This is a genomic window from Moritella sp. 36 (genome assembly GCF_018219415.1).
In the GTDB taxonomy this organism is placed as follows: Bacteria; Pseudomonadota; Gammaproteobacteria; order Enterobacterales; family Moritellaceae; genus Moritella.
In genome coordinates, this window is sequence record NZ_CP056120.1 from 1,447,088 (window position 1) to 1,462,717 (window position 15,630).

At 40.1% G+C, this 15,630-nt stretch carries 18 protein-coding genes; 12 read left to right on the plus strand and 6 right to left on the minus strand.

Going from position 1 to position 15,630, the window contains the following annotated elements; genetic code table 11:
* The first annotated feature begins 238 nt into the window (after positions 1 to 238).
* The 4 genes from fruB (at position 239) to HWV03_RS06530 (ending at position 4,602) form a co-directional block, all read left to right on the plus strand.
* Complete coding sequence (gene fruB, locus HWV03_RS06515) at positions 239 to 1,351, plus strand: fused PTS fructose transporter subunit IIA/HPr protein (protein WP_211679008.1); 1,113 nt, start codon at positions 239 to 241, stop codon at positions 1,349 to 1,351.
* Positions 1,351 to 2,295: a 1-phosphofructokinase gene (pfkB, locus tag HWV03_RS06520; RefSeq protein WP_211679009.1), complete on the plus strand. Its 945-nt coding sequence runs from the start codon at positions 1,351 to 1,353 to the stop codon at positions 2,293 to 2,295. Before fruB ends, pfkB begins: the two co-directional genes overlap by 1 nt.
* Positions 2,296 to 2,311: 16 nt before the next feature.
* Positions 2,312 to 4,045: a PTS fructose transporter subunit IIBC gene (gene fruA / locus HWV03_RS06525; RefSeq protein ID WP_211679010.1), complete on the plus strand. Its 1,734-nt coding sequence runs from the start codon at positions 2,312 to 2,314 to the stop codon at positions 4,043 to 4,045.
* 143 nt (positions 4,046 to 4,188) lie between these two features.
* The gene (locus HWV03_RS06530; RefSeq protein WP_211679011.1) at positions 4,189 to 4,602 is read left to right on the plus strand and encodes a phosphate-starvation-inducible protein PsiE; all 414 of its coding nucleotides are present in this window, start codon (positions 4,189 to 4,191) and stop codon (positions 4,600 to 4,602) included.
* A gap of 37 nt (positions 4,603 to 4,639) precedes the next feature.
* Here HWV03_RS06530 and HWV03_RS06535 read toward each other — a convergent pair whose 3' ends face one another.
* From HWV03_RS06535 to HWV03_RS06560, 6 genes are all read right to left on the minus strand, one after another.
* Positions 4,640 to 5,557: a M15 family metallopeptidase gene (locus HWV03_RS06535; protein WP_211679012.1), complete on the minus strand. Its 918-nt coding sequence runs from the start codon at positions 5,555 to 5,557 to the stop codon at positions 4,640 to 4,642.
* A gap of 215 nt (positions 5,558 to 5,772) precedes the next feature.
* Positions 5,773 to 6,567, minus strand: coding sequence for a ribonuclease H family protein (locus HWV03_RS06540; RefSeq protein ID WP_211679013.1), 795 nt, complete (start codon positions 6,565 to 6,567; stop codon positions 5,773 to 5,775).
* Between the two features lie 112 nt (positions 6,568 to 6,679).
* Positions 6,680 to 7,486, minus strand: coding sequence for an alpha/beta fold hydrolase (locus HWV03_RS06545; protein ID WP_255547099.1), 807 nt, complete (start codon positions 7,484 to 7,486; stop codon positions 6,680 to 6,682).
* A 339-nt stretch (positions 7,487 to 7,825) separates the two neighbouring features.
* Positions 7,826 to 8,218, minus strand: a complete 393-nt coding sequence (locus tag HWV03_RS06550) for a DUF2750 domain-containing protein (protein WP_211679015.1) — start codon at positions 8,216 to 8,218, stop codon at positions 7,826 to 7,828.
* A 63-nt stretch (positions 8,219 to 8,281) separates the two neighbouring features.
* Entirely contained in the window at positions 8,282 to 8,689 is a 408-nt protein-coding gene (locus HWV03_RS06555; RefSeq protein WP_211679016.1) for a cytochrome b562, read from the minus strand.
* A 92-nt stretch (positions 8,690 to 8,781) separates the two neighbouring features.
* Positions 8,782 to 9,009, minus strand: coding sequence for a glutaredoxin family protein (locus HWV03_RS06560; protein WP_006032893.1), 228 nt, complete (start codon positions 9,007 to 9,009; stop codon positions 8,782 to 8,784).
* Positions 9,010 to 9,266: 257 nt separating this feature from the next.
* On the opposite strand from HWV03_RS06560, the gene ruvC reads away from it, so the two are divergent.
* The 8 genes from ruvC to tolB all read left to right on the plus strand — a co-directional run bounded on the left by ruvC (position 9,267) and on the right by tolB (position 15,627).
* Positions 9,267 to 9,788, plus strand: a complete 522-nt coding sequence (ruvC, locus tag HWV03_RS06565; protein WP_211674615.1) for a crossover junction endodeoxyribonuclease RuvC — start codon at positions 9,267 to 9,269, stop codon at positions 9,786 to 9,788.
* A 100-nt stretch (positions 9,789 to 9,888) separates the two neighbouring features.
* Complete coding sequence (gene ruvA, locus HWV03_RS06570) at positions 9,889 to 10,509, plus strand: Holliday junction branch migration protein RuvA (protein ID WP_211679017.1); 621 nt, start codon at positions 9,889 to 9,891, stop codon at positions 10,507 to 10,509.
* 17 nt (positions 10,510 to 10,526) lie between these two features.
* Entirely contained in the window at positions 10,527 to 11,534 is a 1,008-nt protein-coding gene (gene ruvB / locus HWV03_RS06575) for a Holliday junction branch migration DNA helicase RuvB (RefSeq protein WP_211679018.1), read from the plus strand.
* Positions 11,535 to 11,711: 177 nt separating this feature from the next.
* A complete protein-coding gene (locus tag HWV03_RS06580) occupies positions 11,712 to 11,990 on the plus strand; it encodes a hotdog domain-containing protein (RefSeq protein WP_255547100.1) in 279 nt (92 codons plus the stop codon).
* On the plus strand, positions 11,977 to 12,669 hold the full coding sequence (gene tolQ, locus HWV03_RS06585; RefSeq protein ID WP_211679019.1) for a protein TolQ: 693 nt from the start codon (positions 11,977 to 11,979) through the stop codon (positions 12,667 to 12,669). The genes HWV03_RS06580 and tolQ overlap by 14 nt, the downstream gene beginning before the upstream one ends.
* Before the next feature lie 3 nt (positions 12,670 to 12,672).
* On the plus strand, positions 12,673 to 13,098 hold the full coding sequence (gene tolR, locus HWV03_RS06590; protein ID WP_211679020.1) for a protein TolR: 426 nt from the start codon (positions 12,673 to 12,675) through the stop codon (positions 13,096 to 13,098).
* Between the two features lie 59 nt (positions 13,099 to 13,157).
* Positions 13,158 to 14,255, plus strand: coding sequence for a cell envelope integrity protein TolA (gene tolA, locus HWV03_RS06595; protein ID WP_211679021.1), 1,098 nt, complete (start codon positions 13,158 to 13,160; stop codon positions 14,253 to 14,255).
* Position 14,256: 1 nt separating this feature from the next.
* On the plus strand, positions 14,257 to 15,627 hold the full coding sequence (gene tolB, locus HWV03_RS06600; RefSeq protein WP_211679022.1) for a Tol-Pal system beta propeller repeat protein TolB: 1,371 nt from the start codon (positions 14,257 to 14,259) through the stop codon (positions 15,625 to 15,627).
* Positions 15,628 to 15,630 lie beyond the last annotated feature (3 nt).

A 15,630-nucleotide genomic window follows, 5' to 3' on the forward strand; every position in this document is an offset into this window, starting at 1 on the left:
TGCGCTCGCTCATAGTTTTTTACATGATTTGTTGTTGAAAATTGTAATCAGTCTAGAAACACTTCAGTATATTAGCTGAAAGGTTTCAGCAATGCCATGTATTATCATTTTGTCATGACTGAAGCCTTTTTAATTGATCATTTGCTGAAACGATTCAGCAAGGTTGAAAAACAAAGAAAAAGCAAGTGCTTAAGCAAAGAGTCATTGCATTATTACCTTGGTATTACGGAGTAAAGTTATGTTGTCACTGTCTTCTAATGACATTAAGTTAAACCAATCGGCGCCGAACAAACAGCTCGCGATTAAAACGCTTGCGCAAAATTTGGTAAATAAAAATTATGTGGAAGCAAATTATGTCGAGGGTATGTTAGCCCGTGAAGCGCAGCACTCTACGTATTTAGGCAATGGCATTGCTATCCCACATGGCACGGTTGATACGCGTGACTTGGTTAATAAAACAGGTGTGCAATTACATCATTATCCTCAAGGCGTTGATTGGGGTGAGGGAAAAACGGTTTATTTAGCTATTGCGATTGCAGCTAAGTCGGATGAGCATTTAGCCATTTTAAAACAGCTGACGCATGTATTAAGTGCTGATGGCATAGAGCAACAGCTACAGCAATGTGATAGCACGGAATCTATTATTACCTTGCTTGAAGGTCGCCAGCAGTCAGAAACACTATTAACAGCTGATTTAGTACAACTTGCTTTCCCTGCGAAAGACCTGTCACAACTCACCGCTGTTGCGGCGGGTTTACTTAAGCATCATCACTGTATTGATAATACCGGGGTTGCTGATGCGATCACTACACCTGCGACTTATCTGGGTCAGGGTTTATGGTTAGCGAAAACAACGAAGTCGGTAGTGACAACAGCTATCTCGTTTGTAACACCTGCAGAACCTTTGCTGCAAGATAGCTTACCTGTTCAAGGCGTGCTCATGCTAGCGAGTGCTAACGATCTGCATTTCAATAACATGCAATGCGTAGCTGATTTAATTTACCAGCAACAAGTTAATCAGTTATTTAATACAGATGCTGACATTGTTATCGGTTTATTGACGAACGTTAAACCGAGTGGTGTAACGGCCATATTTACGATTCATAACAGCCATGGTCTACATGCAAGACCAAGTGCCATGTTAGTGAATATCGCCAAGAAATATCAGGCTGATATTCAAGTTACAAATATGGCGGGTAAATCAACCAATGCGAAAAGCTTGATGAAATTAATGTCTTTAGGCGTAAGTTGCGACGAAGTACTTACGTTTACAGCCCAAGGCGATGACGCTGAAATGGCGTTAAAAGCGATTGGTGAAGGTATCGATGCTGGATTAGGTGAAGGTAAATAATGACCATGCAATTAACAACATTAAAAGTAGTAACAGTGACGCTAAATCCAGCATTGGATTTAACGGGTCATTTGCAAACATTGACTAAGGGCATGGTAAACCAAGTTAAGCACTGCGCATTAGAGCCAGCAGGTAAAGGTGTGAATGTGGCCAAAGTGCTGGCTGAACTCGGGGCTGATGTGACTGCGACAGGTTTTTTAGGTGTTGAAAATGAAGCCCCTTTTTGTCAGTTATTTGAGCGCACCAAGATCACGGATAAATTTATCCGCGTACAAGGTGCAACACGTATCAACGTTAAGTTAGTCGAAGCGAACTGCCAGGTTAGTGATATTAATTTTCCGGGCGTAAGCGTTACTGCTGCGGCACTCGTAGAATTTGAAACCATGCTGTTTAATTTATCGTTAAGCCATGACGTATTCATTATTGCGGGTAGTTTACCTATCGGTGTTAGTCCAGAAGTGTGTGCTAACTGGATTGAAAAATTACAACAGTCAGGTAAAAAGGTATTTTTTGATAGTAGTAATGCTGCATTAAGTGCTGGGCTAGCGGTACAACCTTGGCTAATAAAACCGAATGATGAAGAGTTAGCGCATTGGGCGGAAAGTTCGGCACTAGCGGATAAATCGTTAACCGAAATTGCCCTGCAATTATCAAACACGGGTATTGCCAATGTGGTGGTATCACTCGGTGCTGAAGGGGTTATGTGGTTAAACAAAGAAGGGTGGTTACAGGCAAAACCACCTACGATGGATGTTGTTAGTACGGTTGGAGCGGGTGATACCTTAGTTGCTGGTATGTGCTGGGGCCATCTTAATAACTGGGATAAAGAGCAAACATTACGTTTTGCAACGGCATTATCAGCGCTAGCAGTAACGCAGGTTGGTGTTGGCGTGAAAGACATAAATTCGGTACAGGCTATGAGTGAACACATCGCTATTTGCTAATTAAAGGACATTAATAATGAAAATTGCAATTGTAACGGCTTGCCCAAGTGGTATAGCAAGCAGCCTTATTGCTGCGGGTTTATTAGAAAAAGTAGCAACAGAATTAAAGTGGCAAGCGAATATCGAATGTCATTCATCTGTCGCCCCTGTAACGCTTTTAACTGATAAGCAGATTGCTGAGGCTGATTGCATTATTGTTGCTGCGAGTAAGAACATTGATGATGCACGTTTTATTGGTAAAAAAGTATACCGTTCTGAAGTTGATGCAGTATTTACTGATACTAAAACATATTTAGATCAGGCCGTTAAAAATGCTGTTGAGCTTGTAAGTAGTAATGAAGTGGTTGCTATCAGCACGGAAACGGTTATTGCAAGTAAAAAAATTGTGGCGATCACGGCTTGTCCAACTGGTGTTGCACATACCTTTATGGCTGCTGAAGCGTTAGAACAAGAAGGCAAACGTCTAGGGCATACGATTAAAGTTGAAACGCGTGGCTCTGTTGGCGCTAAAAATCAACTGAGCAGTGCTGAGATTGCTGCTGCGGATATCGTTATTATTGCTGCAGATATTGATATCGACTTGGCCCGTTTTGATGGTAAAAAAGTGTATAAAACCAGTACCGGTTTAGCATTGAAGAAAACCACCCAAACAATGGATAATGCGTTTAATGACGTACAAGTATATCGTCACGGCAAGTCGGCAGAAAATGAACAAGCCAGCACCGAAAAAACAGGTGTTTATAAACACTTAATGACAGGTGTTTCACACATGCTACCGTTAGTTGTTGCGGGTGGTTTGGCTATCGCGTTGTCATTTGTATTTGGTATCGAAGCATTTAAAGAAGAGGGTACACTAGCGGCCGCGTTAATGACGATTGGTGGTGGTTCGGCTTTTGCGCTTATGATCCCAGTACTTGCGGGCTTTATTGCCTTTTCTATTGCGGATCGCCCGGGCCTTGCGCCAGGTTTGATTGGTGGTATGTTAGCAAGTTCAACGGGCGCTGGCTTCTTAGGTGGTATTGTTGCAGGTTTCCTTGCTGGTTATACGGCTAAGTTAATCGCAGAAAAGGTACAGTTGCCACAATCAATGGAAGCACTGAAACCTATCTTAATCATTCCATTAGCAGCGTCGTTAATCACTGGTTTAGTGATGATTTATGTTGTCGGTGGGCCGGTTTCAGCTGCAATGAACGCATTAACGGAGTTTTTGAATAATATGGGTTCGGCTAACGCCGTGCTACTGGGTATTATTCTTGGTGGTATGATGTGCTTCGACCTTGGTGGTCCAGTAAACAAGACCGCGTATACCTTTGGTGTAGGTTTATTAGCATCGCAAACCTATGCGCCGATGGCCGCTGTGATGGCTGCGGGTATGGTGCCTGCGTTAGGTATGGGTCTGGCAACTTTCCTTGCAAAACGTAAATTCAATAACAGTGAGCAGGAAGCGGGTAAAGCATCGTTCGTCTTAGGCTTATGCTTTATTTCTGAAGGTGCGATTCCGTTTGCGGCGCGCGATCCAATGCGTGTTATCCCTAGCTGTATTGCTGGAGGTGCGTTAACGGGGGCATTATCTATGCTGTTTGGCGCTGAATTAATGGCACCACATGGCGGTTTATTTGTTCTGTTAATTCCAAACGCGATTACACCTGTATTTATGTATTTAGTCGCGATTGTGGCGGGTACACTTGTGACAGGCATTAGCTATGCGGTACTTAAAAAATCAGATAACACTGAAGCTGCGACAGCATAGTTCATTGCCTTTATGTTAATTAAAAGCCAGCTTAAGCTGGCTTTTTACATAAACGATAGAGGCATATGATTTATCTGTAATAGCGAGTATATTAGTGGCGACTGTTTACATCCAGTATTAGTGCATTTGGACTCGGAGTTAATATGCCATCACATTTACCAAAAAAGTTTAGTCACGTATTTTTAAAAATGTTTAGTTATATCGAAGCTGTGTTGCTTGTTTTAATTACTATGGCGACAATTTACGCGATGGCAAATGATTTTTATCATGTTTATGAAGAACAAACGGTAAAATTAACGGATATTTTGTTAATGTTTATCTATCTAGAAGTACTCGCCATGGTCCAGCAATTTGTTGTTAATGGTAAGATCCCAGTTCGCTATCCTATCTATATCGCAATCATGGCAATTGCTCGCTATATTACGTTAGGAATGAAAGAACTACAGAGTGTGGATGTCGTTTGGTTATCGGTTGCTGCATTAATATTAGCTTTATCGACCGTTATTATCCGTGCTGGCCACTTCTATTGGCCTTATAAAGCATTAGGTGACGAATAACAACAGCCTTAGTAGGGGTCTTTAATTTCTTAGCGCTCTAATCTTTTACGCAAATAGGTGAAACTTGTAGCGGTAGTTTTATTGCCGCGATCACTTTTTCTGGTGACTGATTAAAAGTTTTACTGAGTGATTCACTATTTAGCTTGGTTTCTAAATAATGTACATAGTCGTTCACTTTATGCTGCGTATAAGCTTTAGGGTAGCTCGCCTTACATGATTGATACCAGGTTACATAATTATCAAAAAACTGGCTGGCATTATCCGCTGGCATAACCGACATCAAGTTGGCCATATTACGGCTGACTTGAAAATGCTGATAGTCAATTGGTGTATTCCAAAAACCACCCCAATAGAAAAAACCATTATCAGCAAAGGTAGTGATGACATCTTCAGCGAAGCCTCGGCGCTCATCTTTACCGTATCTAAATTTCATTCTGTTAGTGTATTGAGATCCATCTTTTGGCTTAAAGCTTGCGCTACCTTGTTCATCAAACTCAACGAACGGGTTTTGTTTTGGGTTAATATCAATAGCTAAACCATATGCATGAATCGATAGTGAACGCTTACCTGCGATAGGTCGGTAATTGAATGCAGATGTATTATTATCCGCCATTGATAGGTCATCATCACCTTGGTAATGACGTATTGGTTGTGCTTTATTGATGGGAAATTCTAATTCATATAAACGTTCAAAAATAGCCGCGACGTAAGGCGATACAGCATCCATGACGACAATTGAACCGTTATTATGCTGCTGACCCTGAAAATCGATATACTTGAATTGTACTTGTCTTAAACGATCGCACTGTACAGGAGCAGCTGAGGACATAACGCCCGCATCTGTCATTGCGCGGCAGTCTTTGCCTGAGATTTCCGTTATATTTGCAGCCGAGACTGGTAATAGAGAATTGCAGATTAGCGCTGGGATTAATGTTTTAAACCAATATGTTGACATACGTTTCCATCCATTTAGTCATGTTTTTTATCATCTTAACGTGTATCGTGTAAATGTAAATACGTTATGATTTTATTCATGATTAATTACTCTGTTGGGTATGTCACGTACTTATAAAAATAGGGAAGAATGAGAGAAATAAGCTGAGGTATATCGTCAGCTTGTTTCTCTATCATTAGCTAAGATGTAGATATAACTTAGTCTTAGTTGGGCTACTAGCCTGATGGCATTGCAAGGATTTCGGCAATGTTAATACTGGTCGTATATTGCACAAACTTAGGTTCTTGTTGGGTACGTGCTAATACCGCCATACGGTCTGATAGTTCATTACCTTCGATATTTGCATGGCCTTTAACATGGGAAATAATTAAATTGGATTTTAATTGTTCGTACAAACTAAAGCATTGTTGAATAATGGCTAGGTTTTTAATTTCTTCATTCTTACCACGTTTCCAGCCTTTATTTTTCCAACCTTTCGCCCACTTAGTGATGCAATCAATTGAGTATCTAGAGTCAGATAATACCTGTACTGTTTTACCTTTTTCTATGTGTGAGGCTGCAAAGCGGAAGGCAACTAATAAGCCATTTAATTCTGCTGAGTTGTTCGTTCCGTTAGCTTCGTATAAGCCGTACCATAATTGTGCCAGCTTATCTTTTTCATAAACAGCCATGCCTGTACCCGATTTACCTGGGTTAGGAGAGCAAGCTCCATCACAGTAAATGTTGAGATCTGCAACTTGTGGTGGTGTTGATAGAATGGACTTAGATGCACCTGAAGGGCGTGCTGCTTTTGGTTTAACTCCTGAACCTGTCGCACCTTCTTTTGCTAATGAGCGTTTCATTAATGCGCGAGTATAGGTTGAGGAGAATGCTTGGTCTGCTTCTTCTCTTGACGGGAAGCCCATATATTGTGCATCACTGCGGCCATCAATCTGTGCTTTAGTTTCAGACCAATTATCAAATACACCAGTCTTCACACCTTTCCATACTACGTAATGTTTTTTACTCATAACTTAATTTAATACTCTTAAAGTTTAATGCCTAAATAATAAATGCCTTAAGCCAAATTACCAACTATAACCATAGCCTTGTACACAATTTATGCGTTATTAAGCGGGCTATTTATTGTTTTTTTTCATTTTCGATAAATGTTTTAATTAGGCGTACGACCAAGTCGGGTTGTTCATTCGTGACCCCATGACCCGTGTCGGGTATAACAATAAGGGGCGCTTGTATCTTTTTACTCAGGTAGATGCCATGTTCAACAGGAAAGATACGATCTTTTTCACCCCAAATGAGCAATGTTGGTGTTGATGATACTGGCGCCTCGAGTAAAGCATCTCGATCGGCAGGTAATGATTGGATCATGGCTATTTTCTGTTTATGCCAAGTCGCAAAGTAAGTTTGATAGATTTGGTCTGCAATAAAGTCGGGCATCATTTTAGGTTCAACAAAAATACCACCAAATAAACGGCGCAACTCATAGCTGTTCTTTGGTATAAAGAAGTCCTCTGGTTTATCGACTGCAAAGCGTTTGTTTAACGCGGCAAGATCATCATCACTGAAGTAGGGACCTGGACTAGCGATGATGATGGCTTTGCTAATTCGGCTATCTTGAGTGTTATTGAGCATGTTGAAGGTGATAAAGCCGCCATAAGAGATACTAGCAATATTGACATTATCAAGCTGTAATTGATTGACTAACTGCCATATTGCTTGTGTTTCTGTTGTGAGGTTAGCTTCACCTGCGCTAAAAGAGTCACCAAACCAAGCGAGGTCTGGTGCGATAACATCATAATCTTTGCTGAGTGCCAGCATTTCTTTTTGCCATGTCGTGACGGCATTGCCACCAAATCCATGAAGCAGTAATAGTGGCTGTCCTTCTCCTCCACGCCAATAACTCAGTGAACCACCTTCTTTTAAACTCATCTGGTGCTGCTCAAAGCCTACAGATTTTAAGCTATCTTCATCTGAGTCTATTTTCCAGCGAACAATCGAGCAGCCTGTTAATAATGAAAAACATATGTAAATAATGAATAATTTTAGCTTGTTGGAAATCATATCGTTTGGCCGATTGCAGAGGGAATATAAAACAATACCTTAGATTGGAGGTAAATAAAATAACATTAATTTAACTTAGTGCTATCAAAAATAATAATATTTAAGTGGTCGGTAGGAAAGAGTAGACGGCGATTAGAATGAATGAATGGCAGAAATCAAAAAGCATACCAGCCATTTAATGTTGGCATGCTTTTTAATAAACTGTTATTAACGCTTTTTTTTCGCTTGTTTCTGTAATGCCATATCAAATTCGTCAGGGAACATAATAAGACCTTCGTCATCAAGATTTGGGAAGATAACGATAGCTAGGTCATCATCCATTAAACCCGATGTCCAACGGCTTTGCCATTTAGCTAATGAAATAGATTCTGTTTTACAGTTTTCCCATTCACCAGTCGCCCAAGATTGTGCAAACTCTGCGTTAGGCCATACTGGCACACAATCTTCGTCATCGTTATTTAGCATTACACAACCGTGTTCATCCGTTAAGATCCAGATTTTACGTTCGCTTGTTACTTCTTTTAATAAATAGCTAAGGCGTTTTTCTTCATCGTAAGCTTGAATTGTTGCTATTTGGTTCTCGTCGAGCGTGTTTGACATGTAATCTGTTCCTAATTTTTACTAATATGACGGTAATAGTCATCACCAACATGTAATTGTTTATTAACCAAAGATGAGCTGCCAAATACTTGGCTTACTTTTCTTGTGGTATTCTTTTCTTAAGCTATCAACGTCTTCTAATTTAGCTTTCGCAACGGCGAGATTTTCGTCTGTTATATCGGATTGTTGAATGCTATTCAGTATTGATTCTACTTTATCTAAACCTTGATTTGACATCTCTGCACGGTCAGGTGAAAAGTTATAGCTCTGTGCTACGGCAAGCATTTTACTCATTTCATCAATGCGAGTAGAAAACTCATCAGCAGATGTTGTTTTCATTGCTTGAGTATACGCTAATCTCATTTGTTTCATGGTAACTTTAAGATCGATACTGTCTATTTCGGCACTGTTGACCAATGTAGAAAATAATAAGCTGATGATAAGGCTTAGCTGAGCAAAACGATTCTTCATGATTTATATCCATAGATAATGATTAAATGCTGCTGTTAATAACACCTAGCGTATAATTACGAGTGTAATAACAGTCAGGTTTGTATGGGGGATTAACCGCGATACATATTTTCGAATGATTTAATTGAGAAACCACGCAGAATTTGGTCACCAATTTTAAGTGTTGGTACGCCTCGGCCACCAATAGCGGCTAATTCTTTACTGCCACGTGGTTCATTTACGCTGCATAAACGGTAAGGTATTTTCTTTTCATCTAGGTAGCGCTTTGCCGTATCGCAATTTGGACACTTCTTTTGCGTATATAATACGACTCTTTTCATTTTAGCCCCACAAGGTTGATTATAAAAAGGCGCATTATACCAAGCTAACACTGATTCACAATGTATCAATATGAGCAAATGATTTGAAATACACTTCTTTACAACATGATGGAATAATAAGGTGATGATGTGCGGTTTTAACTGTTTAATTTATACGCGTTATTTTAATGGAGTATGGATAAGGTACAGGGTTTAGGTTTCAGGCTTATGTACAGGTATACTGTAATTATAAACATGATAATTGAAGATAATAAAGTATGAGTATTATTCTTGGCATTGATCCGGGCTCCCGGATAACTGGATACGGTGTGATCCAACATATACACGGTAAGTTCCAATATTTAGGCAGTGGTTGTATTCGTACATCAGGTGATACATTACCTGAGCGCTTAAAGCAGATCCATGCGGGAGTCAGTGAAATTATCATTCAATTTCAACCAGATAAATTTGCTATTGAAGATGTGTTCATGGGTAAAAATGCGGCCTCAGCATTAAAGTTGGGCCAAGCCCGTGGCGCAGCTATTGTCGCTGCGGTGTCGAATGACTTAGAAGTCGGGGAATATACTGCCCGTCAGATCAAACAAGCGGTAGTGGGTAACGGTGGTGCTGATAAAGAACAAGTACAGCAAATGGTTGTCAATCTACTTAAACTGCCAGGCACGCCACAAGCCGATGCTGCTGATGGGCTCGCTGTCGCATTATGTCATGCCCAGAGTTTACGCACCTTGATTAATATGGCTGGTAAAGTCAAAGGTACAGCCCGCGGACGTTATAATTAACCTATTAAGTGAACCGAAATAATAAATGATCTGGATATTTAACCAGTATTTTATTATCCTTGTGAACATTATATTTTAAAAAAAATGTTGGAAAATAATTGTGATTGGACGTTTACGTGGCACTCTATTAGAAAAGCAACCACCAGAAATTTTACTTGAAGTGAATGGGGTTGGTTATGAAGTTCAACTGCCGATGAGCTGCTTTTATGAGCTTGGCGATGTTGATAACGAAGTGATCGTTTACACTCACTTTGTGGTTCGAGAAGATGCACAATTACTCTACGGCTTTAATAATAAAATGGAACGCTTGATGTTCCGAGAGTTAATTAAAGTGAATGGTGTTGGCCCTAAGCTGGCGTTGGCTATCTTATCGGGTATGACAGCAAATCAATTTGCACACTGTGTTGAACATGATGATATTAACAGTCTAATTAAATTACCGGGTGTGGGTAAAAAGACTGCGGAACGTTTATTGGTCGAAATGCGTGACCGTCTAAAAAACTGGGTGACTCAAGATTTGTTTACCCCTGAAGCAGATAAAGCACAATTACAAGGTTATGGTAATACGTCATCGAATGCGATTGAAGAAGCGGAAGACGCCTTGATTGGTTTAGGGTATAAACCTGCGCAAGTAGCGAAGATGATCAAGCAAGTTGCACAGCCAAGTATGAGTTGTGAAGATATCATTCGTTTGTCATTGCGTGCAACCTTACAGAATTAATTTAGGAAGTTACTTTAGTGATTGAAGCTGATCGATTAATTTCTAGCGGTACCGTCCGTGAAGAAGAAGTGATAGACCGTGCTATCCGACCAAAAATGTTGTTAGATTACCAAGGCCAGGACCATGTACGTAATCAAATGGAAATTTTTATTGAAGCCAGTAAACGTCGTGATGATGCACTGGACCATTTATTAATTTTCGGTCCTCCAGGACTCGGAAAAACCACATTAGCAAATATTGTGGCAAACGAAATGGGGGTGAGTATTAAAACTACCTCTGGACCAGTGCTCGAGAAAGCAGGTGATCTTGCTGCATTACTGACTAACTTAGAACCCCATGACGTACTATTTATTGACGAAATTCATCGTTTAAACCCGTCGATTGAAGAAATTTTATATCCTGCAATGGAAGATTACCAATTAGATATTATGATTGGTGAAGGCCCGTCAGCACGTTCGATCAAGCTTGATTTACCCCCGTTTACGCTTATCGGAGCGACGACTCGAGCTGGTTCACTAACATCACCGTTACGTGATCGTTTTGGTATTGTTCAGCGCCTTGAATTTTATAAGGTTGAAGATTTACAAGATATCGTATTACGCTCGGCAAATTGCTTAGGGCTGAATATGGATAGTGCGGGCGCGTTAGAAATAGCGAGACGTTCACGTGGTACACCTCGTATTGCTAATCGCTTATTACGTCGTGTACGTGATTATGCTGAAGTAAAACACAATGGTGATATTGATGCCGAAATCTCGTCTGCGGCGTTAAGCATGTTAGATGTTGATACTTGTGGATTCGACTACATGGACCGTAAGTTACTTATTGCCATTGTCGATACTTTCTCAGGCGGTCCTGTTGGCTTGGATAACGTTGCTGCGGCTATTGGTGAAGAGCGCGAAACCATTGAGGACGTACTTGAACCATATCTTATACAGCAAGGCTTTTTACAGCGCACTCCGCGTGGACGTATTGCGACACCACGTGCTTATCTGCATTTAGGCTTTGATTATCCAGAAAAATAACGGCTGAAATGTACTCTTCACATTAAATCAATTTCATATCTTATTTTTGTCAGGTATATTATTGAACTTATAGCGTCAAATCTTAGATTGTAGCGTTATAAGTTAGAGTAATAGTGTTTAAAGATATGGGTTTTAGAATAATGCAAAATGATATAGTAGAAAGTGCATTCAACGTGCGTGTTTATTTCGAAGATACAAATACTGATAGTCTTTGTCGTACGTAAAATAGACATCGATTACCGTTATCCGGTATTTCTTGATGATTTATTAATTATAAAGTCACATATTAAGGAACTAAAACGCGCATCGTTGGTCTTTTCTCAGTGTATCTATCATGAAAATGGTAAGTTACTGTCAGAATTAACCGTTAAAGTGGCATGCATTCAATTATCACATAAGAAACCGTGTGCGATGTCTACAGAAATTATAAGGAAACTAACCAGTGGAAGCTGCTGATATTTCATTTTTTGAACTTTTTTGGGAAGCTAGCCTATTGGTAAAAGCAGTGATGTTATTACTGCTTTCCATGTCCGTAGCATCATGGGCAATGATTCTTCATCGCTCAAAAGCATTGAAGCAAGCCAATGAAGCGTCGAAACGATTTGAAGATAGATTTTGGTCTGGTATCGATTTATCTAAATTGTATAAAGAAAGCGAATCGCGAAAGAATAATATTCAGGGTATGGAGTTAATTTTCCACTCTGGTTTTAAAGAATATGTGCGTATTCATAATACTGTTCAAGAAAATACCGATGCAATCATGGATGGCAGTTATCGTACGATGCGGGTTGCTTTATCCCGTGAAGTTGACGACCTTGAAACTAACTTAAATAATCTCGCTACAATAGGCTCAATTAGTCCTTATATCGGTCTGTTTGGTACGGTTTGGGGTATTATGAGTTCATTTATTGCATTAGGCGCTGTGCAGCAAGCAACATTGGCGATGGTTGCACCGGGTATTGCCGAAGCGCTGATTGCAACTGCGATGGGCCTGTTCGCAGCGATTCCAGCTGTTATTGCCTATAATCGATTTTCTGATCAAGTGATGAAAATTGAAAATAATTACGCTAATTTCATGGAAGAGTTTTCGAGTATTTTACATCGCCAGACTTTGGCTAAAAAAACACAGGATTAAGCGATGCAGCCTTATCAACGTAAGCGCAGACGACCTGTAGCGGAAATTAACGTAGTACCGTATATCGATGTCATGTTGGTACTACTTATTATTTTTATGGTGACAGCCCCGTTAGTGACTCAAGGTGTGCTTGTGGATCTACCACAAGCACAAGCTGAAGCGTTATCACAAGACAGTAAGCCACCCATTGTCGCTTCTGTTGATAAAGATGGTTTATATTACCTTGATGTGGGGGATGGTGATAAGTCACCAATGTCGCCCGATGATTTAGCGACGTTAGTTGCAGCTCATTTAAAATTACAGCCGGACACACCTGTTGTCGTTAAAGGTGATGGCTCTGTGGCGTATGCACAAGTGATCAGTTTAATGGTTGTGTTACAACAGGCTGGCGCACCTTCTGTTGGATTAATGACAGATCCAGTCGAGTAGCGTAAGTATTTAAAAGTAATTAAGAGTAGTTAAGAGTTAAGGGTAGGGTATAAATAAAGATGAAGGATAATCAGTCTAAGTACTCTGTGGCTATTATTATTTCGGTCGCACTGCATGTTGTACTTCTCGTGTTACTGGGTCTAAATGCAACCTCGACACCATTAAAACAACAGGCAAAGCCAAAAGTGCAAGCTATCCAAGCTGTCGTTGTAAGTGAGCAAGCGATAAAGCAACATGCTGACCGGATTAAACGTGCCGAGCAAGACAAACGCAGAAAAGAACAGCAACGTGTGCAGCAAGCGGAAGAGCGTATTAAAAAGCTTAATGAAGAACGTCGACAAAAAGAAGCTGCAATTGTAAAAGCAAAAAATGATCAGCGAAAAGCAGAACAAGCAGCAAGACGAGCTGAGACCAAGCGCGCCGAAAAAGAAGTTGAACGTAAACGAGCTGAAGTTGCTGCACTTAAAGCTGAGAAACAACGTTTGAAGAAAGTTGAAGAACGTAAACGTGCCGAAGCAGCAACGAAGAAAGCAGAGCAACAACGTGCTAAGAAAGAGTTAGAGCGTAAAAAGTCTGAACAAGCCGCTGCCGCCGCAGATAAAAAACGTAAAGCAGCCGAAGAAAAAGAACGTAAACGTCAGGCTGCTATTGTTGCCGAAAAGAAACGTAAAAAAGCAGAAGAAGCCAAGCTTAAAGCTGAACAAGAACGTAAGCGTGTCGCAGAACAAAAACGTAAAGCGGCAGAAAAAGAGCGTCAACGTTTAGCTAAAATCGAACGAGAAAGGCAAGAGCGTTTGATGCAAGAGCAGATCGAAGCTGAATTTGCATCTGAGTTAGATAGTGAAATACAACAACTCGATGCAGTACGTCAGCAAGAAGTATTAAGTGAAGTTGATAAATATACAGCGCGAATTAAAAATTCGATCCAACGCAATATGTTAACCAGTGATACGATGAAAGGTAAGTCTTGTTTATTGAAAATTATTTTATCCAATTCTGGCTTGGTATTAAGTGTTACAAGTGGTGGTGGAGACACTGCTGTGTGTAGAGCTGGGGTTAGTGCCGTGAATAAGGCTGGTTCGCTGCCTATGTCACCGGATCCAGATGTTGCGAAAGAACTTAAAAAAATTAATTTGATTTTTAGACCAGAGATTTAATATGAGTATAACTAAACGATTTTTATCTTTCTTTATTGTGTGTCTAATGCAGATACAAATCGCGCATGCGGCATTAGAAATTGTCATTACAGAAGGCACAAACAGTGCCAGACCTGTCGCAGTCGTTCCGTTTAAGTGGTTAGGTGCACAGCCTAAACCAAAAGACATGACTGATTTCGCTAGTATTATCGCGGATGATTTACGTAATAGTGGTCGTTTTTCTCCACTGGAACGCCGCTTAATGCCACAAACACCAGCAACAGAAAGTGCCGTTGATTATGCAGCCTGGAAAGAAGCAGGTGTCGAAGCAATCGTGATCGGTACAATAAAACCACTACAAGACGGCCGTTTACAGATCCATTTCCAACTCATTAATGTGTTATCTGGTTTTAAAAATCAAACGCCACAAAAAATTGATGATCAGTTAGTTAAAAATACCGATCATATTAAGCTTAATTTGAAAGGTAATTTCTCGACTCGTCGTCCTCGTCATATCTCACATCGTTTAAGCGATTATATTTTTGAAAGTCTGACCGGTACCCGTGGCGCATTCTTAACGCGTATTGCTTATGTCGCTATTAATTATGATGATAAATATCCATTTAAATTATTAATTTCTGATTATGATGGTATGAATCAACATATATTATTCCGCTCAAAAGAACCAGTTATGTCACCGTCGTGGGACCCTACTGGTAAAAAACTGGCTTATATGAGTATGGAAGACAAAAAACATGAAATCTGGATTTATGATCTGGTCACACAGAAACGTGAGCTAATCAAACCATATAAAGGGAGTAATATTTTCCCGGTCTTTTCACCTGATGGCTCGAAATTGTCGATGATATTGTCTAAATCTGGGCAAGCAGATGTATATGCTTACGATTTGAAAACCAAAAACTTGGAAAGGTTGACGAAAAATCGTGGTATTGATACCGAAGCAACCTGGACGCCTGATGGTAAGTCGATTGTTTTCACCTCTGAACGTGGCGGGCGTCCGCAAATTTATCAGGTTAATTTAGCAAGTAAGAAAATTAAACGACTGACCTTTGAAGGTAACGCAAACTTAAATCCTTCAATTACTCCAGATGGTGAAAATTTAGTGATGGTTAGTTTGCAAAAAGGTAAGTATAGTGTAACGAAGCAGGATTTGTCAGATGGATATGTTCAAAAACTGACTAACGGTCGTCTTGATAAGTCGCCAAGCATTGCGCCTAATGGCAGCATGGTTATTTACAGCACGGTTGTTAAGGGAAAACAGGTATTATCGTTAGTCTCAATGGATGGGCGCTTTAAAGCGGTTTTACCAGCAAGTGATGGAGAAGTAAAATCACCAGCGTGGTCACCTTTCTTGACATCTAAAAAGAATTAATTA